General features: G+C 59.3%; 26 protein-coding genes. 9 read left to right on the top strand and 17 right to left on the bottom strand.

All coding sequences use genetic code 11. From position 1 onward, the window contains the following. The first annotated feature begins 177 nt into the window (after positions 1–177). From ET34_RS0105990 to ET34_RS0105975, 4 genes are all read left to right on the top strand, one after another. A complete protein-coding gene (locus tag ET34_RS0105990) occupies positions 178–1,722 on the top strand; it encodes a PTS transporter subunit EIIC (RefSeq protein WP_031520330.1) in 1,545 nt (514 codons plus the stop codon). A 12-nt stretch (positions 1,723–1,734) separates the two neighbouring features. Continuing rightward, the gene (locus ET34_RS0105985; RefSeq protein ID WP_031520329.1) at positions 1,735–3,099 is read left to right on the top strand and encodes a 6-phospho-alpha-glucosidase; all 1,365 of its coding nucleotides are present in this window, start codon (positions 1,735–1,737) and stop codon (positions 3,097–3,099) included. A 93-nt stretch (positions 3,100–3,192) separates the two neighbouring features. Then, the gene (gene sseA / locus ET34_RS0105980; RefSeq protein ID WP_031520327.1) at positions 3,193–4,038 is read left to right on the top strand and encodes a 3-mercaptopyruvate sulfurtransferase; all 846 of its coding nucleotides are present in this window, start codon (positions 3,193–3,195) and stop codon (positions 4,036–4,038) included. Positions 4,039–4,040: 2 nt separating this feature from the next. Continuing rightward, positions 4,041–4,814, top strand: a complete 774-nt coding sequence (locus ET34_RS0105975) for a MurR/RpiR family transcriptional regulator (RefSeq protein WP_031520326.1) — start codon at positions 4,041–4,043, stop codon at positions 4,812–4,814. Between the two features lie 27 nt (positions 4,815–4,841). Here the strand turns inward: ET34_RS0105975 and sseB are convergent, their stop codons facing one another. The 11 genes from sseB to trmJ form a co-directional block, all read right to left on the bottom strand. Beyond that, positions 4,842–5,621 (bottom strand): enhanced serine sensitivity protein SseB, encoded by a 780-nt coding sequence (gene sseB, locus ET34_RS0105970; RefSeq protein WP_031520325.1) that lies wholly within the window; start codon positions 5,619–5,621, stop codon positions 4,842–4,844. Positions 5,622–5,740: 119 nt separating this feature from the next. Next, positions 5,741–7,030, bottom strand: coding sequence for an aminopeptidase PepB (gene pepB, locus ET34_RS0105965; RefSeq protein WP_031520324.1), 1,290 nt, complete (start codon positions 7,028–7,030; stop codon positions 5,741–5,743). A 144-nt stretch (positions 7,031–7,174) separates the two neighbouring features. Then, positions 7,175–7,375 carry a Fe-S cluster assembly protein IscX gene (gene iscX, locus ET34_RS0105960; protein WP_031520323.1) on the bottom strand — a complete coding sequence of 67 codons (201 nt, stop codon included), beginning with the start codon at positions 7,373–7,375 and terminating at the stop codon, positions 7,175–7,177. A 1-nt stretch (position 7,376) separates the two neighbouring features. Continuing rightward, positions 7,377–7,712: an ISC system 2Fe-2S type ferredoxin gene (fdx, locus tag ET34_RS0105955; protein ID WP_031520322.1), complete on the bottom strand. Its 336-nt coding sequence runs from the start codon at positions 7,710–7,712 to the stop codon at positions 7,377–7,379. Between the two features lies 1 nt (position 7,713). Continuing rightward, positions 7,714–9,564 (bottom strand): Fe-S protein assembly chaperone HscA, encoded by a 1,851-nt coding sequence (gene hscA / locus ET34_RS0105950; protein WP_031520321.1) that lies wholly within the window; start codon positions 9,562–9,564, stop codon positions 7,714–7,716. A gap of 32 nt (positions 9,565–9,596) precedes the next feature. Beyond that, positions 9,597–10,112, bottom strand: a complete 516-nt coding sequence (hscB, locus tag ET34_RS0105945) for a co-chaperone HscB (RefSeq protein WP_031520319.1) — start codon at positions 10,110–10,112, stop codon at positions 9,597–9,599. Positions 10,113–10,239: 127 nt separating this feature from the next. Then, positions 10,240–10,563 (bottom strand): iron-sulfur cluster assembly protein IscA, encoded by a 324-nt coding sequence (gene iscA, locus ET34_RS0105940; RefSeq protein WP_031520318.1) that lies wholly within the window; start codon positions 10,561–10,563, stop codon positions 10,240–10,242. Positions 10,564–10,655: 92 nt separating this feature from the next. After that, a complete protein-coding gene (gene iscU, locus ET34_RS0105935) occupies positions 10,656–11,048 on the bottom strand; it encodes a Fe-S cluster assembly scaffold IscU (RefSeq protein ID WP_031520315.1) in 393 nt (130 codons plus the stop codon). 28 nt (positions 11,049–11,076) lie between these two features. Then, complete coding sequence (locus tag ET34_RS0105930) at positions 11,077–12,291, bottom strand: IscS subfamily cysteine desulfurase (RefSeq protein ID WP_031520314.1); 1,215 nt, start codon at positions 12,289–12,291, stop codon at positions 11,077–11,079. Between the two features lie 125 nt (positions 12,292–12,416). Next, positions 12,417–12,908, bottom strand: a complete 492-nt coding sequence (iscR, locus tag ET34_RS0105925) for a Fe-S cluster assembly transcriptional regulator IscR (RefSeq protein ID WP_031520312.1) — start codon at positions 12,906–12,908, stop codon at positions 12,417–12,419. Positions 12,909–13,120: 212 nt separating this feature from the next. After that, complete coding sequence (gene trmJ / locus ET34_RS0105920) at positions 13,121–13,855, bottom strand: tRNA (cytosine(32)/uridine(32)-2'-O)-methyltransferase TrmJ (RefSeq protein WP_031520310.1); 735 nt, start codon at positions 13,853–13,855, stop codon at positions 13,121–13,123. A gap of 541 nt (positions 13,856–14,396) precedes the next feature. Between trmJ and cspE the strand changes: the two genes are divergently transcribed. Together cspE and suhB are read left to right on the top strand one after the other, a co-directional pair. Then, positions 14,397–14,609, top strand: a complete 213-nt coding sequence (gene cspE / locus ET34_RS0105915) for a transcription antiterminator/RNA stability regulator CspE (RefSeq protein ID WP_031520308.1) — start codon at positions 14,397–14,399, stop codon at positions 14,607–14,609. 258 nt (positions 14,610–14,867) lie between these two features. Then, positions 14,868–15,671, top strand: coding sequence for an inositol-1-monophosphatase (gene suhB / locus ET34_RS0105910; protein WP_031520306.1), 804 nt, complete (start codon positions 14,868–14,870; stop codon positions 15,669–15,671). A gap of 61 nt (positions 15,672–15,732) precedes the next feature. On the opposite strand, the gene ET34_RS0105905 is transcribed toward suhB, so the two are convergent. Further along, on the bottom strand, positions 15,733–16,716 hold the full coding sequence (locus ET34_RS0105905) for a nickel/cobalt transporter (RefSeq protein ID WP_031520305.1): 984 nt from the start codon (positions 16,714–16,716) through the stop codon (positions 15,733–15,735). Then, a complete protein-coding gene (locus ET34_RS0105900) occupies positions 16,707–17,342 on the bottom strand; it encodes a DUF1007 family protein (protein WP_031520303.1) in 636 nt (211 codons plus the stop codon). The genes ET34_RS0105905 and ET34_RS0105900 overlap by 10 nt, the downstream gene beginning before the upstream one ends. 136 nt (positions 17,343–17,478) lie before the next feature. Here ET34_RS0105900 and csiE point away from each other — a divergent pair, with 136 nt between their 5' ends. Next, entirely contained in the window at positions 17,479–18,759 is a 1,281-nt protein-coding gene (csiE, locus tag ET34_RS0105895; protein ID WP_031520301.1) for a stationary phase inducible protein CsiE, read from the top strand. On the opposite strand, the gene ET34_RS0105890 is transcribed toward csiE, so the two are convergent. Further along, positions 18,756–19,895, bottom strand: a complete 1,140-nt coding sequence (locus ET34_RS0105890) for a 3-phenylpropionate MFS transporter (RefSeq protein WP_031520299.1) — start codon at positions 19,893–19,895, stop codon at positions 18,756–18,758. The genes csiE and ET34_RS0105890 overlap by 4 nt on opposite strands. A gap of 266 nt (positions 19,896–20,161) precedes the next feature. Here ET34_RS0105890 and ET34_RS0105885 point away from each other — a divergent pair, with 266 nt between their 5' ends. Both ET34_RS0105885 and yghU read left to right on the top strand, forming a co-directional pair. After that, positions 20,162–21,178 carry an alpha/beta hydrolase gene (locus ET34_RS0105885; protein ID WP_031520297.1) on the top strand — a complete coding sequence of 339 codons (1,017 nt, stop codon included), beginning with the start codon at positions 20,162–20,164 and terminating at the stop codon, positions 21,176–21,178. A 154-nt stretch (positions 21,179–21,332) separates the two neighbouring features. Beyond that, positions 21,333–22,199, top strand: a complete 867-nt coding sequence (yghU, locus tag ET34_RS0105880) for a glutathione-dependent disulfide-bond oxidoreductase (protein ID WP_031520295.1) — start codon at positions 21,333–21,335, stop codon at positions 22,197–22,199. Between the two features lie 30 nt (positions 22,200–22,229). Here the strand turns inward: yghU and ET34_RS0105875 are convergent, their stop codons facing one another. Genes ET34_RS0105875 through glyA form a run of 3 tightly spaced genes read right to left on the bottom strand, consistent with a single transcriptional unit; the run spans position 22,230 to position 24,343 of the window. Beyond that, positions 22,230–22,610 (bottom strand): carboxymuconolactone decarboxylase family protein, encoded by a 381-nt coding sequence (locus ET34_RS0105875; protein WP_031520294.1) that lies wholly within the window; start codon positions 22,608–22,610, stop codon positions 22,230–22,232. A 57-nt stretch (positions 22,611–22,667) separates the two neighbouring features. Further along, on the bottom strand, positions 22,668–23,030 hold the full coding sequence (locus ET34_RS0105870) for a MerR family transcriptional regulator (protein ID WP_031520292.1): 363 nt from the start codon (positions 23,028–23,030) through the stop codon (positions 22,668–22,670). A 59-nt stretch (positions 23,031–23,089) separates the two neighbouring features. Continuing rightward, positions 23,090–24,343 (bottom strand): serine hydroxymethyltransferase, encoded by a 1,254-nt coding sequence (gene glyA / locus ET34_RS0105865; protein ID WP_031520290.1) that lies wholly within the window; start codon positions 24,341–24,343, stop codon positions 23,090–23,092. Positions 24,344–24,507: the final 164 nt, after the last annotated feature.

Genomic DNA, 24,507 nt, shown 5'->3' with positions numbered 1-24,507 from the left:
CGCGCCTTCACAGAAATGCCAGCGCGATCACAGCCTGAAACGTTACATGTTACCTTTTGGGTTATTTGTTTTTAAAACAAGCAGATAGTTAGCCATCCCCCCTGCGCGGTTGCTACCTTTACTCCCATCTCGCACCCCGGTGCGCATTTTAGCCAGACGATAACAAGAGAGCGCTAAATGAGACGAGCCGTGAATGCCCTGCAAAACTTCGGTAAATCCCTCTACGGTCCGGTACTGATCCTGCCCATTGTCGGGCTGTTTATTGCCGTTGGTAATATTCTCGGCAATGGCAATCTCGCCGAGTACCTGCCCTTCCTCGGCCATCAGGCGGTGCAGAATACCGGGCAGTTTATCGCCAAATCAGCGGTGTCGGTGCTGGCGAACCTGGCGATGGTGTTTGCGGTGGGTATCCCCATCGGTCTTGCCAGTCGCGATAAAGGTTACGCCGCGCTGATTGGCCTCGTGACCTTTATCGTTTTTATCAACGCCATGAACGTGACGCTGCAGTTGCAGGGCGACATCGCCCCGGCAGAACAGATGCGCGCTGCCGGTCAGGGCATGGTGCTGGGCGTGCAGGTGCTGGAGATGGGGGTGTTCGCCGGGATCCTCACCGGCGCGTTGTCCGGTTACCTGTATAACCGCTATTCGGGGGTGCAGTTTTCCGGCGCGATGGCGATCTACTCCGGACACTGCTTCGTTGCCATTATCATGCTGCCGGTCTCCATGCTGCTGGGCGTGATCATGAGCGAGCTGTGGCCGTTTGCCCAGCAGGGTATCAGCGCCCTGGCGCTGGGCATCAAAGGGGCCGGGCCGTTTGGCGTGGCGATCTACGGCTTCCTGGAGCGCATTCTGGTGCCGACCGGGCTGCATCATCTGGTCTACACCCCGTTCCTTTATACCGAACTGGGCGGTACGCAAGAGGTCTGCGGCTCGGTGTATCAGGGCGCACGCAACATCTACTTCGCGGAAATGGCCTGCCCGTCGGTGCAGCAGCTGAGTGCCACCACGGTGTGGGACGCGCGCGGTATCAGTAAGATGTTTGGCCTGCCCGCCGCCGCGCTGGCGATGTACATGATGGCGAAGCCGGAGCGTAAAGCCGCCGCCAAAGCCATCCTTATTCCCGCCGCCCTCACCTCCATGCTGGTGGGCGTCACCGAGCCGATTGAGTTTTCGTTCCTGTTCGTCGCCCCGCTGCTGTTTGTGGTGCATGCAGTGCTGACCGGAATTGGCATGATGCTGTTCCATCTCTTTGGCGTGCATGCCATCGGGGCCAATGGCTTCATCGATTTCATCCTCTATAACCTGCCGCTCGGCACCACCAAATCAAACTGGCCGATGTACATCCTGGTCGGGCTGATCATGGCCGCGCTCTACTTCCTGGTATTCCGTTTCCTGATTGGCTACTTCGACATGAAGACCCCTGGCCGGGAAGAGGATGACGAGGAGACGCGCCTCTACAGCAAGCAGGAGTACCAGGCGAAGGGCAATAACGACGCGCTGGGCGCGGCTATCGTTGCCGGCCTCGGCGGACGCGACAACATCGACGTGGTGGATAACTGCTACACCCGCCTGCGCGTCACGGTGCGCGACGTGACCGCCATCGACGAACCGCAGCTGAAGGCCACCGGCGCGAAAGGCATCATCAAACAAGGTAATAACGTTCAGGTGGTCTACGGGCTGCATGTGAAGAAAATGCGTGAAGCAGTCGAACCGCTGCTCTGAAGGAGATAAATCATGTTGAAACCCCCTTTTATCTTAGCCATCGCCGGCGGCGGCAGCACCTATACCCCGGGCATCGTTAAAAGCCTGATGGTGCGGCTGGAGGATTTCCCGCTGGCGGAGATCCGCCTGTATGACATTGACAGCAGCCGGCAGGACACCATCGCGCCGGTGGTGGAGAAGGTGATTCGCGATCACAGTCAGACCATCACCTTTACCACCACCAGCGACCCGGAAACGGCCTTTCGCGGTGCGCATTTCGTCTTTGCTCAAATGCGCGTCGGCCAGTACAAGATGCGCGAGCAGGATGAAAAGATCCCGCTGCGCCACGGCGTGCCGGGTCAGGAGACCTGTGGCCCCGGCGGGCTGGCCTATGGGCTGCGCACCATTCTGCCGATGGTCGAGCTGATCGATCTGGTGGAACACTACGCTGACAGCAACGCCTGGATTGTTAACTACTCCAACCCGGCGGCGATTGTGGCTGAAGGGGTGCGTCGTCTGCGCCCGCAGGCGCGGGTGCTGAACATCTGCGATATGCCGGTGGCGGCGATGCGCAATATGGGTGCGATTCTGGGCGTCGATCGCCATAAGCTGGAGGTGGACTACTTCGGCCTCAACCACTTCGGCTGGTTTACCCGCGTGATGGTAGACGGGGAAGATCGCCTGCCGGAGTTGCGTCGCCACATTGCAAAATTTGGCCTGCTCACCGAGGACGCGGCGCAAACCGACCCGCAGCACTCGGACCCGTCATGGGTGAAAACCTGGCGCAACATCCAGCCGATCATGGAACACTTCCCGGAGTATCTGCCCAACCCGTATCTGCAGTACTACCTGATGCCGAACGACATCGTGGCGCACCAGCGTCCGGACTACACCCGGGCCAACGAAGTGATGGACGGGCGCGAGAAAAAGCTGTTTGCCGCCGCAGAGGAGTACAAGCGCACCGGGATACTGCCGGACGCGTTCCACGTCGGGGTGCACGGGGCGTTTATTGTCGATGTCGCCTGCTCGCTGGCCTTTGATTTGCGCCAGCGCCATCTGGTGATCGTGGAAAACAAAGGGGCCATCGCCAACCTGCCTTACGATGCCATGGTGGAAGTACCGGCTTACATCACCGCCAACGGCCCTGAGCCGGTGCGCATGGGCGCGGTACCGCTGTTCCACCAGACCCTGCTGATGCAGCAGCTCGCCTCCGAGCAACTGCTGGTGGAAGCGACTATTGAGGGCAGCTACGAGAAAGCGCTGCAGGCATTCACTCTGAATCGCACCGTGCCGAGTATGCAGCACGCGAAAGCGATTCTGGATGAGATGATCGCAGCCAACGCGGCGTACTGGCCGGAGCTGAAAAAAGCCTGGCAGGACGGTGAAGCCGTGAAATAAATCCAACCGTGCTCGCGACTTAGCAGGGGTGTGCTTGTCGGTATGCCAAAAAACACCGACAATCCGTTAACTATGTATGAAACGGAGGCACCTATGTCGACCCCTTTCTTTGTCGCTGCCGACTGGCTGGCAGAGCACATCAATGACCCGGAAATCCAGATCCTCGACGCGCGCATGGCCCCGGCCGGCCAGGAGCATCTGGATATCTCCATCGACTATCGCGCCGGCCATATTCCCGGCGCGCTCTGGTTCGATATCAATGCCCTCTCCGATCACACCAGCCCCCTTCCCCACATGATGCCGCGCCCGGAGAGCTTTGCCGTGGCGATGCGCGAACTGGGCGTCAACAGCGATAAGCATCTGGTGGTGTATGACGGCGGTAACCTGTTTTCCGCCCCGCGCGCCTGGTGGATGCTGCGTAAATTCGGCGTGGTGAATGTGTCGATTCTGGCGGGCGGCCTGGCGGAGTGGCAGCGCGATGAGCTGCCGCTGGAGCAGGGCGACGTCACCGTACCCGAAGGCGAGTTCAACGCCAGCTTCGACCCGGCGCTGGTGAAGCGCTTGCCGGAGGTGATGGTCGCCAGTTTCGAAGGCAGCGCACAGATCGTCGATGCGCGCTCCGCGGCGCGCTTCAATGCCGAAGCCGACGAGCCGCGTCCTGGCCTGAAGCGCGGCCACATCCCCGGCGCGTTCAACGTGCCCTGGACCGATCTGGTGATCAATGGCCAGCTGAAAACCACCGACGAGCTGGAGGCGATTTTCGCCCGCCAGGGGGTAGCGTTCGATAAGCCAATCATTGCCAGCTGCGGCTCGGGCGTTACCGCAGCGGTATTGATGCTGGCGCTGGAAACCCTTGAGGTGAAAGACGTCACGCTGTATGACGGCTCCTGGTGTGAATGGGGCAGCCGCAGCGATACCCCCATCGAACCGGCGCAGTAGTCATGGATAATCGCCTGGCCTCGCTGCTCCAGCGTGGAGAGTCGTTAACTCGCGCTGAATACCGCGTGCTGTCACACCTGACGAAGCACCCGCTGCTGGTGGGAAAAATCACGGTGCGCGACCTGGCTCAGGCGACCTTTGTCTCAACCGCCACCATCATGCGGCTGTGTCAGAAGCTCGGCTTCAGCGGCTACAGCGAGCTGGTGTGGCACTGCAAGCAGCTGCTGGCCGATGCACCGCATATCGCCCCGCATCCTGTCAGCCAGGAGCGTGAGCTCCCGGCGCTGTTTGACCGCTTTCTGGCTAACTACCGGCAGACCTTTCACTGGGTGACGGCGGAAAAGATGGCGGCGTTTTCTCAGCTGCTGCGCGAGAAGGAGCACTTCTTTCTCTACGGGGCGGGGTTTTCTTACCTGTTTGCCGAGTACCTGACCAAAAAACTGCAGGTGCTGGGCAAGACGGCGTTTATCTCCGGGCCGGGGGACAGCCGCAATATTTTCCTCAGCAACGCCTCACGCTACGAGGTGTTCGTGGCGGTATCGCGCAGCGGCGAGACGGAGCAGGTGCTGGATAAAGCGCGTATTGCGCGCAACGTGGGAATGAGCGTGGTGGCGTTTACCCGCGCCTCGCCCAATACCCTGGCCGGGATGGCGGATCTGCACTTCCCGCTGTACGACGAGGCGGTGCACTTTGCCGCTGAAGCCGCGGGCATCACCTCGTTCGAGTCCAACCTGGTGTTGCTGATGGATTTGCTGCTGCTCAATGCCACGGAGTGACCCTGCCCGGAACGAGCAGGGCGAGCATCAGATAATGCGATTGTTTTTGAAGTCCCGCAGGAAGCTGCCCCAGCGGCGTTCATAGAACGGCGTAATGTGGGCAATCATAAAGTGGCTGATGCCCTTCTCGCCCTCCACCACCTGGCAAATATCGATGGGCTCATCCCCCGGCAGCGTGTCGGTGGCAACGCTTCCTACCGTCTGGATAACCGACTCGATATCGCCGTCCGCTTCAATACCGATCAGCAGGTTCGGCTGCTCGTCCGCCTGTTCCTTGATGGAGCAGATAAACGCCCGTTTAACCGTCTTCAGCTCACGGAACAGTGTGGTCAGGGAGTCCACCATCTGCGCCGGCGGTTCGGCCACTTCAGAAAGCAGCAGCGAGACGCCACCCTCCAGCACCTGCTGGGTACTCAAAGGGCTGCTGCCCTCTTTGCCGATCAGATGCTGGATTTCCGACGGGGTGAACTCTTTGCCGGTGGGCAGCTTCGGATTCAGGAACAGCGTCTCGCCGAGGGTCATCTCAAACAGCGTGCGCACCGGCATTACAACAAACGCCTGCTCGGTTTCCACCGCCTGCCGCAGCGCGTCCAGCGAGCTGAAGAACGGAATGGCAGACGCGCCGTCATCCTTTTCCCAGTGCTGCAGATCGAGCGCGCTGTCGGCGTCAACCGCCTCCCCTTCCGCCGCGCTGCCCGGCACCCACACCGTGGCGTTCAGCAGTTCACGAAAGAAGGCCGGACGCCAGGCAGGCTCGGTGGCCGCCTGCTCCAGCAGGGTTTCCAGTGTATTTTTCTCGTGTGTCATGGTTTTGCTCTGTGGATCAATATTAACTGCGCCGGGCTACCCGCCGGTGCCCGCAATGAAGAAGGTGGGCGCGCGAAGCTACCCACCTTACGACCCGCCATACCCCGCAGGGCAGGCTGTTACTCTGCGGTTAACAGGTTAGCAATGGTGCGCACGCCCAGACCGGTGGCGCCCGCCGACCACTGTTCGACCGCTGATTTACGGTAGGTGGCGGAGCAGTCGATATGCAGCCAGCCCTGCTGGTAGTTATCCACAAAGTGTGACAGGAAGCCCGCCGCGGTGCTGGCACCCGCCGGATAGGCCGCGCTGCCGGTGTTGTTCAGCTCGGCAAAGTTAGACGGCAGCTGATGGCGGTGGAACTCGGCCAGCGGCAGACGCCAGAACGGCTCGTTTTCCGCCGCCGCGCTCGCCAGCAGTTTACCCGCTAACGCGTCATCGAAGCTGAACAGCGCATGGTAGTCGTTGCCGAGTGCGGTTTTCGCCGCGCCGGTCAGGGTAGCGGCGTCAATCAGCAGCTCCGGTTTCTGGGCGCAGGCGTCGATCAGGCCATCGGCCAGCACCAGACGGCCTTCGGCATCAGTGTTCATCACCTCAACCTTTTTACCGTTGCGGTAGCGAATGATATCGCCGAGCTTAAAGGCGTTGCCGCTGATCATGTTGTCGGCGCAGCACAGGTAGAGCTTCACGCGCTTGTTCAGCCCGCGAGTGATGGCGAACGCCAGCGCCCCGGTCACGGTGGCCGCGCCGCCCATGTCGGACTTCATCGAGTCCATGAACGCGCTCTGCTTGATGCTGTAGCCGCCGGAATCGAAAGTAATGCCTTTGCCGACCAGGCAGGCATATACCGGGGCATTTTCGTCACCGGTCGGGTTGTAGTCGAGCGCCAGCAGCACCGGCTGACGATCCGAGCCGCGGCCCACGGTGTGCAGACCCATGTAATTCTGCTCGCGCAGATCTTCCCCTTTGGTGATGCGGTAGCTGACGTGGTCGCCGCCCGCGTCGTTCAGCAGATCCACCGCGCGCTGCGCCAGCTGCTCCGGACCCAGCTCTTCCGCCGGGGCGTTGATGGTGTCGCGCACCCAGTCGATGATTTTCAGGCGGCTGGTCAGCTCCTGCTGCTGCGCCTCGTCGAGCTGCGCCCATTCAACCTTGCGGGAGCCTTTCGGACCTTTGTAGCCCTGCCAGAATGCCCAGCTGGTGTCGGTATCCCAGCCTTCGCCCGCCAGCTGCACGTGCTTGATGCCCAGACCGTCGATTTTGCGCGCCGCGCGCTGAATCAGCCCGAGGTCGTCTTTCCCGTTAAGGTGCAGCGTGATGCCATCGCTGTTGATACTGTACGTTGCGTTCTCACCCCAGCGCGCATCGGCAGGTTGCATGGTAAGCGTAATGTTCATGGCTTCTGTTGTCATTGTTGTGTCCTTGTTGGCTCATGAGTAAACATGAAAACGGGCCGCCCGGAGGCAGCCCGCTATACCCTGAATGAGGCGCGTTGCAGAAATATTTCAGCGCTTGCGCGCTCAGGCTTTCTGCTTCCCGCCATACGAAGAGTATGATTATTCTGCTTCATCTAACCAGACTAGCAGAATTGCTTCGAGAATTTTTTCGTTTGATGCCTGAGGATCGTCTTCAAAATCCTCAAGATCGCAAATCCACTGGTGCATGTCGGTGAAGCGTACCGTTTTCGGGTCCACGTCCGGGCGGCTGTCATACAGCGCCTCGCCGATTTCGCGGCTGTCGGTCCATTTCAGTCCCATATCAGTGCTCCCGCGCATGGTTGATGGTGTAACGCGGCATCTCCACCACCAGATCTTCGTCGGTGACGCGCGCCTGACAGCTCAGACGGCTCTCCGGCTCCAGACCCCAGGCTTTATCGAGCATGTCGTCTTCGTCTTCGCTGCTTTCCGGCAGTGAGTCAAAACCTTCACGCACGATGCAGTGGCAGGTAGTGCAGGCACAGGATTTTTCGCAGGCGTGTTCAATGTCGATGCCGTTGCGCAGCGCAACGTCAAGAATAGTTTCACCGCGCTTCGCTTCCAGAACTGCGCCATCCGGACAGAGATCCTGATGAGGCAAAAAAACAATCTTTGGCATATTAAACCTCGTCCACGGAATGGCCTTTCAGCGCGCGACGAACCGACTGGTCCATGCGGCGTGCGGCGAATTCCTGGGTTTGTTTGTCTACGTTTTTAATGGCTTGTTCTATTGCGTCAGCCTCATCGCCCGCGGCGGCGGCGCGTAATGCGGCAGCGGCCTCGTCGATAACCTGACGCTCTGCGGCGCTTAACAGCGCGGCATCGGCAACGAGCGCGCCTTCCAGACTCTCCAGCACGCGTGCGGCTTCGACTTTCTGTTCCGCCAGCATACGCGCCTTCACATCCTGTTCGGCAAAGCTCATTGAATCCTGAATCATGGTGGCGATCTCGCCATCGGTCAGCCCGTAAGAGGGTTTTACCTGGATCGAGGCTTCAACGCCGGTGGACTTCTCCATCGCCGTGACGCTCAGCAGACCGTCGGCATCCACCTGGAAGGTGACGCGGATATGCGCCCCGCCCGCCGGCAGCGCCGGGATACCGCGCAGCGCGAAACGCGCCAGCGAACGGCAGTCCTGCACCAGCTCGCGCTCGCCCTGCATCACGTGGATGGACATCGCGGTCTGGCCGTCTTTGAAGGTGGTGAACTCCTGGGCGCGCGCCACCGGAATGGTGGTATTGCGCGGGATCACTTTCTCGACCAGGCCGCCCATGGTTTCCAGCCCAAGCGAGAGCGGGATCACGTCGAGCAGCAGCATTTCGCTGTCCGGCTTGTTGCCGACCAGAATATCCGCCTGAATACCGGCGCCGATGGCGACGACTTTATCCGGGTCGATGGCGGTCAGCGGCGTGCGGCCGAAGAACTCGCCGACGCGCTCGCGCACCAGCGGTACGCGGGTGGACCCGCCCACCATCACCACTTCCAGCACCTCGCTGGCGTCCACCGCAGCGTCTTTCAGCGCGCGACGGCAGGCCATCAGGGTGCGTTTCACCAGCGGAGCAATCAGGGTTTCGAACTGGGCGCGCGTCACCTCGCCCTGCCAGCCAGCCACGTTAACCGTCGCCGTATCGGCAGCGCTGAGGGCAATCTTGGCTGCAATCGCCGCATCCAGCAGCTGACGCTGCAGGCGGTTATCGCTGCGATCGCTCAGGCCTGCCAGCTCACGAATGTGGTCAGCAAGCAGGTGGTCAAAGTCATCCCCGCCGAGGGCCGAGTCGCCGCCGGTGGCCAGCACTTCGAACACGCCGCGGCTCAGACGCAGAATGGAGATATCAAAGGTGCCGCCGCCGAGATCGTACACGGCGATAACCCCTTCCTGGCCGGAATCCAGCCCGTAGGCGATAGCCGCAGCGGTCGGCTCATTGAGCAGCCGCAGGACGTGCAGACCCGCAAGGCGCGCGGCGTCTTTGGTGCCCTGACGCTGGGCGTCATCGAAATACGCCGGAACGGTGATCACCACGCCATCCAGCTCGCCCGCCAGCGCTTCGCTGGCGCGGGCCGCGAGGGCTTTCAGGATGTCTGCGGAGATGCGGATCGGGTTCAGCAGACCGGCCGGGGTATTGATCATCGGCAGACCGTTTTCACTGGCCTGCAGCTGATACGGCAGATGGGGGTAGCGCGCCTGGATGTCTGCCAGCGAGCGGCCCATCAGGCGTTTTACCGAACTGATGGTGTTGACCGGATCGTCGGCGGCCTGGGCACGGGCGTCGAAACCGACGCTGTGCGTCCGGGCGGTATAGTGCACCACGGAGGGCAGCAGGTGCCGACCCTGGCTGTCGGCGAGGGTTTCTGCCTGGCCGCTACGCACGGTAGCAACCAGCGAGTTGGTAGTACCTAAATCGATACCAGCCGCAAGACGGCGCTGGTGAGGCGCGGCACTCATGCCGGGCTCACTGATTTGAAGTAAGGCCATGTTGAGCTTCCAGAAAATAATGCCGTACAGGCTTAAAAATCGAGTAGTTTTTCTTCGAGTTGTTCTGTTGCGCTGCGCAGTTTATCGAGAAAGCGCAGTTTACGCACGGTATCTGCCGCCGCCGGCCACGCGTTGCTTGCCAGTTCCTCGACCATCTGCTGATACCGGGCGTTGAACAGGCCGTCTACCCGCGCCATAAAGCCGTCCAGCCGTGATGCGTCGCGCGCCTGCTCGATCTCATCCAGCTCTTCGCGCAGCTCCAGCTGCTCCATCAAAAAGGCGGTATCGCGCACGGTGTGCTGCTCGGAGGCTAAATCAAAGCCGTGCAGCGAGAGAAGGTATTCGGCACGCCCAAGCGGATGGCGCAGCGTCTGCCAGGCCTGGTTGATGGTGGCGGATTGCTGCACGGCGGCCAGCTGTTCGGCCTGCGGGCGACTGGCGAATTTATCGGGGTGAAACTGACGCTGCAGATCCTGATAGCGCGCCGCAAGGCTGGCGGTATCGATCTGGTAGCTGACCGGCAGGTCAAAAAGGGTGAAGTAATCCATAGCGTTCTCAGCGTTCTGATTATGCGTTTTCGGCCGGTGGCAGTGCGCCACGGCAGCGAAAAGGGGTCGCCTGGTAAAACAATACCCCACGCGCGACGGGCGCGGTGGGGTAAAGGTATCGCGGGTATCAGACGTGGAAGCTTTCGCCGCAGCCGCACTCATCTTTCACGTTCGGGTTCGTGAACTTAAACCCTTCGTTCAGCCCTTCTTTTACGAAGTCGAGCTGGGTGCCGTTGAGGAACTGCAGGCTTTTGCCATCGACAACCACCTTCACGCCTTTGTCTTCAAACACCGTATCTTCCGACTGGGGTTCGTCCACAAATTCCAGCACATAGGCCATGCCAGAGCAGCCGGACGTGCGCACGCCAAGACGCAGGCCAAAGCCTTTGCCCCGGTTAGCGAGAAAATCATTCACACGCGCGGCAGCACTGTCGCTAAGGGTAATCGACATACAACAACCTCTATATTTATCTCGTCATAGTTCAAATCGCGGGAAATCCACAGCAGGCGACGCACGGTCAGCCTGCCCGGTAGCGAATCGAATTATTTGGAACCCGCTTCGCGTTTGCTTTTGTAGTCCGCAATCGCGGCTTTAATCGCATCTTCCGCGAGGATAGAGCAGTGAATTTTCACCGGCGGCAGTTCAAGCTCATCGGCGATATCAGTGTTTTTGATAGCCTGCGCTTCGTCCAGAGATTTCCCCTTCACCCACTCGGTAATGAGGGAGCTGGAGGCGATTGCGGAGCCGCAACCGTAGGTCTTAAAGCGCGCGTCCTCAATGATACCGTCATTGTTGACTTTGATCTGCAGCTTCATCACGTCGCCGCACGCCGGTGCGCCAACCATGCCGCTACCAACGCTCTCGTCGTTGTTGTCGAACGAGCCGACGTTGCGCGGGTTTTCGTAGTGATCGATTACTTTTTCGCTGTAAGCCATGATGATTTTTCCTTAAGTCGTAAACCGATTAGTGATGTGACCATTCGATAGTGTTCAGATCGACGCCCTGCTTGAACATCTCCCACAGCGGAGAGAGATCGCGCAGACGACCAATCGATTTGCGAACCAGCTCGATGGTGTAATCAATCTCTTCAACGGTAGTAAAACGACCTAAAGAGAAACGGATTGAACTGTGTGCCAGCTCGTCATTCATGCCCAGCGCGCGCAGCACGTAGGAAGGCTCAAGGCTTGCAGAAGTACAGGCGGAACCGGAAGAGACCGCGAGGTCTTTCAGCGCCATAATCAGCGACTCGCCTTCAACGTAGTTAAAGCTGACGTTGAGGATGGTCGGGACGCCCTGCTCCAGTGAACCGTTGAGGTACACTTCTTCGATATCTTTCAGTCCATCCCACAGACGGTTACGCAGGCCGCGCAGGCGATCCATTTCGCTCGCCATCTCTTCTTTCGCGATGCGATAGGCTTCGCCCATGCCGACGATCTGGTGCACAGGCAGGGTGCCGGAACGCATACCGCGCTCGTGACCGCCGCCGTGCATCTGGGCTTCAATGCGGATACGCGGCTTACGACGCACGTACAGACCGCCGATGCCTTTCGGACCGTAGATTTTGTGACCGGAGAAGGACATCAGGTCCACTTTCAGCTGGGTCAGGTCGATTGGCAGTTTGCCAACGCTCTGGGTCGCATCCACGTGGAAGATGATGCCGCGCGCACGGCACAGGTCGCCAATGGTGGCAATATCCTGCACCACGCCGATTTCGTTATTCACATGCATGATGGAGACGAGGATGGTGTCCTCGCGCATCGCGGCTTCGAGTTCTTTAAGATCGATGATGCCGTTAGGCTGCGGTGCCAGATACGTCACTTCGAAGCCTTCGCGCTCCAGCTGACGGCAGGTATCCAGCACGGCTTTGTGTTCGGTCTTGCTGGTGATGATGTGCTTGCCTTTTTTCTGGTAGAAGTTGGCTGCACCTTTGATCGCCAGGTTATCAGATTCGGTGGCACCGGAGGTAAAGACGATTTCACGCGGGTCCGCGCCAATCAGCTCTGCCACCTGGTTACGGGCGATATCTACCGCTTCTTCCGCCTGCCAGCCGAAACGGTGAGAACGGGACGCCGGGTTACCGAACGTACCGTCCATTGTCAGAAATTGCATCATCTTCTCAGCAACACGCGGATCAGCAGGCGTAGTCGCGGAGTAGTCGAGATAAATCGGTAATTTCATTGCTCTTAAGCTCCGTACATCACTTCAATATGTCGAAGCAGGCCACCGGCGTCTTTCGCGCCAGTTTAGTGGGGCAACGTATCGCCCCCGGCCTGATTCAATTAAAACGGTAAAAAGGCTTCAGATTACGCGCGCAGCTTCACGTCGATGCCGTCCTGGCCACGGCCAGGACGCTGCGTCTCATGGCTGTGCTGACGGTCAGACACGTCCAGCACTTCCTGGTTGTTCACCAGCTCGCCAAGAGTAATGTTGTTCAGGAAACCGGTAAGACGGTCGCTGAGATCGCGCCACAGCGCGTGGGTCAGGCACTTATCGCCGCCCTGGCAGCCGCCTTTACCCTGACAGCGGGTTGCGTCCACGGACTCATCCACTGCGCTGATGACTTCGCCTACCGCGATGCTGCCGGCTTCTTTACCCAGCAGGTAACCACCGCCCGGACCGCGTACGCTTGCCACGAGGCCATTTTTGCGCAGGCGGGAAAACAGCTGCTCCAGATAGGAGAGCGAAATTCCCTGACGTTCGGAGATATCAGCCAACGGCACCGGGCCTGCTTCAGAGTTCAGCGCAACGTCCAGCATTGCGGTAACGGCATAGCGCCCTTTAGATGTCAGTCTCATGTCTTACCTCAAAAATGCCCCTCGAGACGGGGGTTTTGAATGGGATGTGTATCACATAGCAGGCGCAAGTCTGACATTCCCGACTAAAATGGTCAACTATTTACCTGACTATTTTACTCAAGTATTTACCCCGATAGTTTACCGGGGTATTGCGCGCTGATTTATCCCGTTTTTCGCCCCCGCGCCGTGACGCTTGCGGAGGGCATTCAGGGCTATTTTTGCGGTTTGTTTTTCTGTTCCATCGAGGCCAGCATCCCGCGCAGGATGTTCAGCTCCTGGCTTTCAGGACGGGCGCGGGTGAACAGGCGGCGCAGCTTGTTCATGACCTGGCCGGGGTGGCTGGCACGGATAAAACCGGTATCCAGCAGCACCTGCTCCAGGTGGCCATAGAAACGCTCCAGATCGTCCACCAGCGGATACGGGGTCTCTTCAGGCTGCGCAGCGGCAGGCTGTTCCTGGGTCGCCAGCCATGCCATACGCACTTCATAGGCGATAACCTGCACTGCCATCGCCAGGTTCAGCGAGCTGTACTCTGGGTTAGCGGCAATGGCGACGTGGTAGTGGCACTTCTGCAGTTCATCATTAGTCAGGCCAACGCGTTCGCGACCAAAGACCAGCGCCACCGGCGTGTTCCGCCCTTCCGCCACGCTCTTGATGCCGCACTCGCGCGGGTCGAGCATCGGCCACGGCAGGGTGCGCGAGCGTGCGCTGGTGCCAACCACCAGGCTGCACCCGGCAATGGCTTCATCGAGGGTGTCAACGATCTGCGCATTGCCAATCACGTCGCTGGCTCCGGCGGCCAGGGCGATGGCCTGCGAGTCCGGTTTCACCAGCGGATTGACCAGCCAGAGGTTAGTCAGGCCCATGGTTTTCATAGCGCGGGCTACGGAGCCCATGTTGCCGGTGTGAGAGGTTTCAACCAGCACAATACGAATGTTTTGCAGCATAGCGATTCGGTACGAGGGAAAAATATGGCAGCATCCTACCATAAAGCGTCCGGATGATCCGCCCCTGCGCTAAGGATGTTGCAGCGATGTGACAAACAGGCACGCAGCGCGCTGAAGAAGCGGACGCAGCGTGCAGTCTGCCATAGTGCACGCCGAACAGATTGACTACCCTGCTGTTATTGCGTCACGCCGGAAGTCACCGACATTTCCGCGCTGCGCTTAATAAAGGAAACTATATTCTCTGTCAGAGAAATACCTCCTTATCGCTTTGCCTGATTAAAAGCCATATAGCCATCCGGGTGTGTAAGCGTTTAAAATAAATAAAGCTAACCGTTGCTAAAATTATTTCCCTGTGTCTTAATGGCGTCCTCGGTTTGGAATACAGACCTTATGAAAGCAGTTTTAGTAAAGCAGTCCTCAGTTCAGGCGTTATCAATAGATACCCTCCTCAATGAGCCTCCTCCTAAGTGCCAAATAAGTAACTCTCTAATATCAGGCCATCCTCGCTACTCAATGTGGCTCATCAATTAAGGAAATATCTATGTCTAACAAAATGACTGGTTTAGTAAAATGGTTCAACGCTGATAAAGGTTTTGGCTTTATCACTCCGAACGACGGCAGCAAAGATGTATTCGTACATTTCTCTGCTATCCAGAGCGACAGCTTTAAAACCCTGGATGAAGGTCAGCAGGTATCTTTCACCATTGAAAATGGTGCTAAAGGCCCGGCAGCGGGTAACGTTACTCCGCTGTAAGCTGCGCTAATTATCCGCGACGTTTACAATAGCGAAGAAGACATTACGTCTGAGCAGTTAAGCCCCGCAGATAATAAAAATAAACCCGCCCGGTGCGGGTTTTTTATTATCTGAATTTCGCAGTAAAGGTTACCTTGACTTACTGTTGCCCGCAGGCAAGGTTGTAGGCGAGCCGGTAAATGAGGTTGCACCGTCCGGGCGCAAGGGTATATACTCCGCGCGTTTTTTCCGTTCTTTAACATCCAGTGAGACTAACCGATGCATCCGATGCTGAACATCGCCGTGCGTGCCGCGCGCAAAGCGGGTAACGTAATTGCCAAGAACTATGAAACGCCCGACGCTGTAGAAGCGAGCCAGAAAGGCACCAACGATTTCGTCACCAACGTAGATAAAGCGGCAGAAGCCATGATTATCGACGTGATTCGTAAATCGTATCCGCAGCACACCATCATCACCGAAGAAAGCGGTGAACATGAAGGTACCGATCAGGATGTGCAATGGGTTATCGATCCACTGGATGGCACGTCTAACTTTATCAAACGTCTGCCGCACTTCTCCGTCTCAATCGCCGTACGCATTAAAGGCCGTACCGAAGTGGCGGTGGTTTACGATCCGATGCGTAACGAACTCTTCTCTGCCGTTCGCGGTCAGGGCGCACAGCTCAACGGTTATCGTCTGCGCAGCAGCAATGCTCGCGATCTGGATGGCACCATTCTGGCGACCGGTTTCCCGTTCAAAGCCAAACAGCACGCCACCCCGTACATGAACATCGTTGGCAAACTGTTCACCCAGTGTGCCGACTTCCGTCGCACCGGCTCTGCCGCGCTGGACCTGGCCTACGTGGCCTCGGGCCGCGTTGACGGTTATTTCGAACTGGGCCTGAAGCCGTGGGATTTCGCCGCGGGCGAACTGCTGGTTCGTGAAGCTGGCGGTCTGGTGTGCGATTTCACCGGCGGTCATAACCACCTGATGAGCGGTAACATCGTCGCCGGTAACCCGCGCGTGGTAAAAGCAATGCTCGCCGCTATGCGTGATGAGCTCAGCGAAGCCATGAAGCGCTAATCCATAGCGCGAATGAAAAAAGGCAGGTGCGCGAGCAGCTGCCTTTTTTGTTGCCGGAAATTCAGAACGGTCGCAGCCCGCCCCCCGGCGGTTGAGCGCTGAGCCACATCACCAGGGCGGCGATCAGCAATATCGCCCCGCCGCTCAGGGCCAGCGTTGCCCCGCCCACCCTGCGCCACAGCGCGGGCGTACTTCCGGCGCTCAGCCGCTGTGCGACGCGCCGGAAGCTGTGCACCAGCAGCGCCAGCGCCGAGATGGTCAGCGACGTCCCCGCCGCCATTGCCAGCGCCGAGGCCATCCCCCAGCCAAACACGCCGATCACCTTGCTGAACAGCAGCACCATCAGCGCCCCTGAACACGGACGCATTCCCATGGAAAGGATAATCGCCAGCCGGGCGCGCCAGTCATCGCTGTTGGCGAGCTGCTCGTTATCCGGCAGATGCTGATGACCGCAGCCGCAGTTGGCGTGATGCTGGTGATGCGGCGTAAAGGCGGTGAAGCGGCGCGGCTGCGGCATCAGGCGGCGCAGGCGTTTTATCGCCCGGTAGCAGAGCAGCAGCCCCAGCGCGCCTACCAGCAGATAGCTCCCCTTCTCCATCCAGAAACCACTGAGGTGCAGCTGGCGCGCCGGCAGCTTCAGCAGCGTCAGCACCACGGTAACCAGTGCAATCGCCACCACGCCCTGCAGCAGCGAGGAGGCAAACGTCAGCCCGAGGCTGGTTTTCAGCCGCGACGGATGCGTAGCCAGCCAGGTGGTGATCACCACTTTACCGTGCCCTGGCCCCAGCGCGTGGAGCACGCCGTAGACGAAACTGAACAGCAGCAGTGACGCACCCGCCTGACCGGGGTTCTCTGCCACGCGCTTGAGCAGCTGGCTCATCTCACTGTTGGCCGCCCGCTGCCAGCGGATGCTGCTGATCATTACCTGCGGCCAGTAGTGCCAGAGCGCCAGCCCGGCCATCAGTATAAACAGAGCAAACAGCGCCAGCGGCCAGAATGGCAGCCAGCGGCGTGACGCGGTGCGTTGGGTAAAGATCACTGACATTGAAGCGTTACCTGCTGAGCAAATTGTCGACCTAAATTCATATCTTCCGGCGGCGCGTCCGCTTTATCGAGCGAAGAGGCGAAATCCAGCACCTCATCCCCCGGCGACGGCGTCATCACCTTCAGCGAGCAGCGCGACGCCAGCGCTGGCGGCAGCCGGGCATCGCTGTCCTCGGCGTAGCTCATATCCACGTAGTAGCTCGGGTCGAAGGTTGAAAAAGTGTACGTCTGCCCGCTAAGCGGTTGCGCCGAAGCCAGCGGCAGCACGAAGTTAAGCACCGCCTGGTGGTTCTCCTCCTCCAGGCTATAGGACGTGGGGCGGTCGATAAACTTCACCTTTTTACCGTTGTGCCACACCTCGGTGAAATAGTGCTGGCCCAGCACGTTCGCCATCACCTCGGCGGCGAGCTTTTTCCAGATTTCCGAGCCCGGCGGGGCATCACCGGCATCATAGAGAAGATCTGCTGAAGTAATTTCATCCATCGTCCAGCGCATTTTCAGCGCGATAAACTGGTCATCCCGCACCACCACCGTCGACTGCAGCGAAATAAAGCTGTGCGGATGCGCAAACGCATCCTGTGCGCCGGTCAGCATCCACAACGCTGCCGCGCCGATAATCCCCTGCATTTGTCTGCGCATTTTTCCCTCAGATGCAAAATTCTGTGAGCCAGCCACAATTCCGTAATGAAAAGCCGTCTGTCTCGCTTTCCGCCGGGTACAGGTTAGCTACTCTTAACGTTATTCAACATAACTGGAAAATCAGATGATGACACTATTATGCCCGCCGTCCTCTGCGCTCTCCAGTCCGCAGCGTCGCTGCCAGGTGTTATTGATGCTCTATCTGCCGGGACAGATCGTGACGCCAGAAATTCTGGCACGCGTGAATGGCGTGGACGACAGCATTGCCCGACAGGATATTCTGGACGCCAGCGAGGAGATTGCCCGCTTTCACCGGCTGACGATCCTGACCCTCGAAGATGGCAGCTACCGGATTGACGGCTCCGCCCTCGACCGCCGCCTCTGCCTGCTGCACTGGCTGCGGCGCGGCCTGCGTCTGTGCCCGCACTTTATCGAGCAACACTTCACACCAACGCTGAAGACCGGTCTGCGCACCCTTGGCATCGCCACCGCGCTGTATGACGACACGAACCTGCAGGCGCTGGTCAACCTGTGTGGTCGCCGTCTGCAGCGCAGCTTTGGCACCCGCGATGTCCAGTTCCTGCGTCTTTACCTTCAGTACTGCCTGCTGCAGCACCATGACGGCCTGACGCCGGAGTTTACCGAGCCGCAGCAGCAGTGGACCCAGACGCGTGCCGAGTATCAGGCGGCGCAGGAGATCGTGCGGCACTGGCAGCGCCGGGTGATGCAGCTTCCCCATGAAAATGAGCAGCGCTTCCTCGCCCTGCTGTTTATGATGCTGCGCACCCCGGACCCTCTTAACGACAGCCACCAGCAGGATATCCGGCTGCGGCTCGCCATTGGTCAGATGATCGAACGCTTCCGGGCGCTGTCCGGCATGACCTTCAGCGATGAACAGGGGCTGGCCGATCAGCTCTATATTCATCTGGCGCAGGCGCTGGAGCGCTCGCTGTTCGGCATCGGCATTGATAACAGCCTGCCGGAAGAGGTTTACCGGCTTTATCCGCGCCTGATGCGCACCACGCGCGAGGCGTTCCGCGGCTTTGAAACCGAGTACGGCATCGACTTTTCCGATGAAGAGGTGGGGCTGGTCGCGGTGATATTTGGTGCATGGCTGATGCAGGAGAGCGATCTGCATGAGAAACAGGTGCTGCTGTTAACCGGCAACGATACCCGGCTGGAGCAGGAGATCGAACAGCAGCTGCGCGAACTGACGCTGCTGCCGCTCAATATTCGCCATCTGACGCTGCATGCTTTCCAGCAGCAGGGCGCTCCCAGGGAGGCGGCGCTGATTGTGACGCCTTACGCCACCTCGCTGCCGCTGTTTTCACCGCCGCTGATCCATGCCACTATGCCGCTGGGGGAACATCAGCAGGCGCGCATTCGCGCCATTCTTGAAGCCTAACGCGGCGCTGCCACGCCGGGGCGTAACAGCAGCGCCGGCAGCGCCACCAGCGCCATCACCCAGAACACACCGTTATCGAGGTGCTGGTAGAGATAGCCCGCGATCATCGTCATGATGGCGATGCCGCCTCCCATTGCCACCGCGGAGTACATTGCCTGCAGGCGAATCACCTCAGCGCCTTTGCGCGCAGAAATGTAGCGCATCGCCGCCAGATGACAGACCGTAAAGCTGCCGCAGTGCAGGATCTGCATCACGATGAGCCACGGCAGATCGGTGGTCCAGCCCATTAGCCCCCAGCGCACTATGCCGCTGATGCCCGAGAGCAGCAGCAGCCCGCGTACCGAAAAGCGGCGGAACAGCCTGTTGCTCAGCGCAAACACCAGGATCTCCGCCACGACGCCCAGCGACCACAGATAGCCCACCACCGACGCGGAATAGCCCGCTTTCTGCCAGTAGATAGCGCTGAACCCGTAATAGGCGGCGTGCGCCCCCTGCAGCAGGGAGACGCAGGCGAGAAAACGCCAGCTGCTGGCAATAAGCGCCCGCCATGCCGGCCAGCCTGCCGCTTCGCGACTGCGGGCTTCGCCCTGCGGCATCACCGAAGGGCGCAGCAGCATACCGAGCAACATGGACGCGATGCCGATCGACAGCAGCACCAGAATGGCGTGGTAGTCATAAAGACTGACCAGCTTACCGGTCAGGGCTGAGCCCACCACAAAGGCAATCGACCCCCACAGCCGCACGCGGCCATAATCCATCGCGATCTGCCGCTGCCAGGTGCCGGCCAACGCGTCGGTGAGCGGCACCAGCGGGGAGAAAAACAGGTTGAAGCCGACCATCACCACAAACAGCCAGGCGGCGGCCGTACCCAACCAGAAGGCCAGCGCGAACACCAGCGTCAGCAACGCAAGAATGCGCAGGGCAAAGACCAGCCGGGAAGGATCCTGTACGCGGGGAGCCAGCAGCAGGCTACCGAGAAAACGGGCGATCAGCCCTGCCCCCAGCAGTAAGCCGATAGTTTCGGCGGGCAGGCCAACGCCCTGAAGCCAGACGCTCCAGAAGGGCAGAAAAATGCCGTAGCTGAAGAAGTAGGTGAAGTAGCTGAGCGCCAGCCAGTTTCTGGAATGCAGTCCCATGAATCCCTCCCGTTTTGGACGGCGATAGTCTCGCGGGTAATTCCCCCTCATGCAAGACGTAACATCAATTTAACATTATTTATCGACCCCTGAATGCGCCAGAATGAGAGGCATCTGGCGTTGCCCTGACATTTAAATAGCGCACAATTAAATTGTTTATTAAATTTTTGCTTGCAATGCAAAATCCAGGCGCTATAGTTCACTCCATCAACCGGCATTCACGCCATCATATAAATAGCGCACTACACAATAGCAGGAGATTAAAAATGACAATCAAGCATTCTGTTCTTGCCGCTGCAGTACTGGCCTCCACCGTTGCTCCCTTCGCCCAGGCTGACAATGCGCCTGCTCCGACTGCCGGCGTAGCCACTTTCCTGAGCGCACTGAACGGCGCTGGCGGCAAGCCGCTTGAGCAGCTCTCCGTCCAGCAGGCGCGTGATGTCCTGATCGGTGCGCAGAAAGGCGCTGCCTTGCCAGCCGCTGATGTCAGTGAAAAAACCATTACCGCACTGGGTAAGCCGCTGACGCTCACCATCGTGAAACCCGCCGGGGCAACCGGTAAACTGCCGGTGTTTATGTTCTTCCACGGCGGCGGCTGGGTACTGGGCGACTTCCCGACCCACGAGCGTTTTGTGCGCGACCTGGTGAATGAATCCGGCGCGGCGGCGGTGTTCGTTAACTATACGCCGTCACCGGAAGCCCACTTCCCGGTCGCCATCACCCAGGCGTATGAAGCCACGAAATGGGTCGCGGAGCACGGAGGGGAAATCGGCGTTGACGGCAGCCGTCTGGCGCTGGCGGGCAACAGCGTGGGCGGTAACATGGTCGCGGCCGTCGCCCTGCAGGCAAAACGTAACCACACGCCGGCGATCCGCTATGAAGTGATGTTCTGGCCGGTCACCGATGCGCGCTTCGATACCGCCTCGTATGATCAATATCAGAACGGCTACTTCCTGAGCCGCAACATGATGAAGTGGTTCTGGGATAACTACACCACCCGCGAAACCGACCGCAACAACATCCTGGCCTCGCCGCTGCGCGCTACCAGTGCCGAGCTGAAAGGCCTGCCGCCGACGCTGATCCAGACCGCTGAACTTGATGTGCTGCGCGATGAGGGCGAAGCCTTTGGCCGCAAACTGGATGCCGCCGGTGTCCCGGTGACCGTAACCCGCTATAACGGCATGATCCACGACTATGGCCTGCTCAATGCCCTGAGCCAGGAGCCAACCGTGCGCACCGCGCTGGCCCAGGCCGGTTCAGAGCTGAAAGCGCATCTGAAATAACTTCCTCTCAGGCGGCTCCGGCCGCCTGTCTTTCTGCTTTCCTCGCGGCGCGCCATTGCCGTTTCGCGGCAGTGTTAACGCCGCATCCTGCTAAACCCGCCCTGTGCTTCCTGCTACACTCGAAGCTTCACAACAGGCAAACGGGGCAACGAATATGTCGGAAAATCAATATCAACCGCCAAAAGTCTGGACCTGGAAACAGGGTGGCGCAGGCACCTGGGCATCCATTAACCGTCCGGTTTCCGGGGCGACCCACGATAAAGCGCTGCCGGTGGGCAAACATCCGCTGCAGCTCTACTCGCTGGCGACGCCAAACGGGCAGAAGGTGACGATCCTGCTGGAGGAACTGCTGGCGCTGGGCGTTACCGCTGCAGAGTATGATGCCTGGCTGATCCGCATCGGCGACGGGGATCAGTTTGGCAGTGGCTTTGTGGGCGTGAACCCGAACTCAAAGATCCCGGCGCTGGAAGACCGCTCGCAAACCCCACCGCTGCGCGTGTTTGAATCCGGGGCAATCCTGCTCTATCTCGCGGATAAGTTCGGTCACTTCCTGCCGAAAAGCCATGCCGGCCGCACCGAAGCGCTGAACTGGCTGTTCTGGCTGCAGGGCTCGGCGCCGTACCTCGGCGGCGGCTTCGGGCACTTCTATCACTATGCGCCGCTGAAAATCGAATACGCGATTGAGCGTTTCTCAATGGAAGCCAAGCGCCAGCTCGACGTGCTGGACCAGCAGCTGGCGACTCGCCGCTTTATTGCCGGGGATGAGTACAGCATCGCCGATATCGCCATCTTCCCGTGGTATGGCGCGCTGGTGCTGGACGGTATCTACGAGGCCGCCGAGTTCCTCGACGTGAAATCGTATAAGAACGTGGTGCGCTGGGCTGAAGAGGTGGCGAGCCGCCCGGCGGTGAAGCGCGGGCGGATGGTGAATCGTCTCTCTGGCGATCCGGCGTCGCAGCTGCATGAGCGTCACGACGCGTCAGATTTCGACACCCGCACCGCGGACAAGACGCAGCCGTAACCGCACTCCCTGCCCTTGCGGCAGGGAGTTTTACTGAATACCCGCCTCGATAAATACCGCTTTAGCGGTGAACATCGCATTCAGCGCCGCCGGGAAACCGGCGTACAGCGCCATCTGGATAATCACTTCAATAATTTCTTCGCGGCTGCACCCGACGTTAAGTGCCGCGTGCAGGTGCACCGCCAGCTGCGGCTGGGCGTGACCGAGCGCAGTCAGCGCGGCAATGGTCGCCAGTTCGCGACTTTTCACATCCAGCCCCGGGCGGCTGTAGACGTCGCCGAAGCCGAATTCAATCACGTATTTGCCGAGATCCGGCGCGATGTCGGCCAGTGCGGCGATCACCTTTTCGCCGGCAGCGCCGTCGATGGCGGCAAGGCGTGCGAGGCCGGTGTCATAGCGGGATGGGGTCATGATGATGTCTCCTTGTTGAATGTGGAGACAACGGTAAAGCTTCGAGTTAACTCCAGGTCAAGCGCTGTTTTTCAGCAGCGCGTCATCATACCAGGCCATTTTCACTTCAAGCTGATGCAGATGCGCCTGCTGCTCGGCCAGCCGCCGGGCCAGCCGCTCAGCGTGATGCGCCAGCAGCGTGCGCCGTTCGGCCAGCGTGCTGTCGCCCGCGCTGCGTAACTGCGCGTAACGCTGGATCGCCTCCAGCGGCATATCGGTGGCCTTCAGCCGCTTGATGAAGTTTACCCAGTCAACGTCGCTTTGCCGGTAGTCGCGGTGACCGCTGGCGTTACGCCCCGGACTCAACAGGCCGAGTTTTTCGTAATAGCGCAGGGTATGAACCGACAGCCCGGTCAGCTGCGCAAAGGTCTGAATACGCATGTGCCCTCCTGCAGGCATAAAAAAAGCCGCTCGCGGCGGCTTTTTCAGATGGCGTACGCTTACGCGTAAACCGGGAAGCGGGCGCAGATATCCAGCACTTTAGCTTTTACGCGCTCGATAACCGCGTCGTCATGGATGTTGTCGAGAATGTCGCACATCCAGCCAGCCAGCTCTTTGACTTCCGCTTCTTTAAAGCCGCGGCGGGTCACAGACGGCGAACCGATACGGATGCCGGAAGTGACGAACGGGCTCTTCGGATCGTTCGGCACGCTGTTTTTATTCACGGTGATATTGGCGCGGCCCAGGGCTGCGTCAGCATCTTTACCGGTCAGGTTTTTATCCACCAGATCCAGCAGGAACAGGTGGTTTTCAGTGCCGCCGGACACCACTTTATAGCCACGGTTCAGGAACACTTCTACCATCGCTTTGGCGTTTTTTGCCACCTGCTGCTGGTAGGTTTTGAACTCCGGTTCCATCGCCTCTTTCAACGCGACCGCTTTCGCCGCGATAACGTGCATCAGCGGGCCACCCTGCGCGCTCGGGAACACCGCAGAGTTCAGTTTTTTGTACAGCTCTTCGCTGCCGCCGTTGGCGAGGATCAGACCGCCGCGCGGACCCGCCAGGGTTTTATGGGTTGTGGTGGTGACGACATGGGCGTGCGGAACCGGGTTCGGGTAGACGCCAGCGGCAATCAGACCTGCCACGTGGGCCATATCAACGAACAGGTATGCGCCGATGCTGTCAGCGATTTCACGCATTTTCGCCCAGTCAACGATACCGGAGTAAGCCGAGAAGCCGCCGATGATCATCTTCGGTTTATGGGTCTGCGCCTGCTTCGCCATGTCTTCGTAATCGATTTTACCGGTCTCATCAATACCGTAAGGAATGATGTTGTACAGTTTGCCGGAGAAGTTAACCGGGGAGCCGTGTGTCAGGTGGCCGCCCTGCGCCAGGTTCATACCCAGCACGGTATCGCCCGGTTGCAGCAGCGCGGTGTAGACCGCGAAGTTAGCCTGTGAGCCGGAGTGCGGCTGGACGTTAGCGTAGTCAGCGCCGAAGAGCGCTTTTGCGCGGTCAATCGCCAGCTGCTCAACGATATCCACATATTCGCAGCCGCCGTAGTAGCGCTTGCCCGGATAGCCTTCCGCGTATTTATTGGTCAGCTGAGAGCCCTGCGCCTGCATCACGCGCGGGCTGGTGTAGTTCTCGGAGGCGATCAGTTCGATGTGCTCTTCCTGACGTACTTTTTCCTGCTCCATAGCCTGCCACAGTTCGGCATCATAATCGGCAATGTTCATTTCACGCTTTAACATCCGCATCTCCTGACTCAGCTAACAGTATTTATTTTCGCCTGAGGCCATTGCCCCGTCGGCAGCGGCCCACAGTATAACTGATTAAAGGGGCGATAACAGGTCTTGACAAAGCTTTTTACGCAAACGATTGGCTCCGCGCCGCGTAAGGCTTTGACCACACATAA

The sequence above is a fragment of the Siccibacter colletis genome, from assembly GCF_000696575.1.
Classification (GTDB): domain Bacteria; phylum Pseudomonadota; class Gammaproteobacteria; order Enterobacterales; family Enterobacteriaceae; genus Siccibacter; species Siccibacter colletis.
This window is presented reverse-complemented; position numbering and strand designations above follow the sequence as displayed.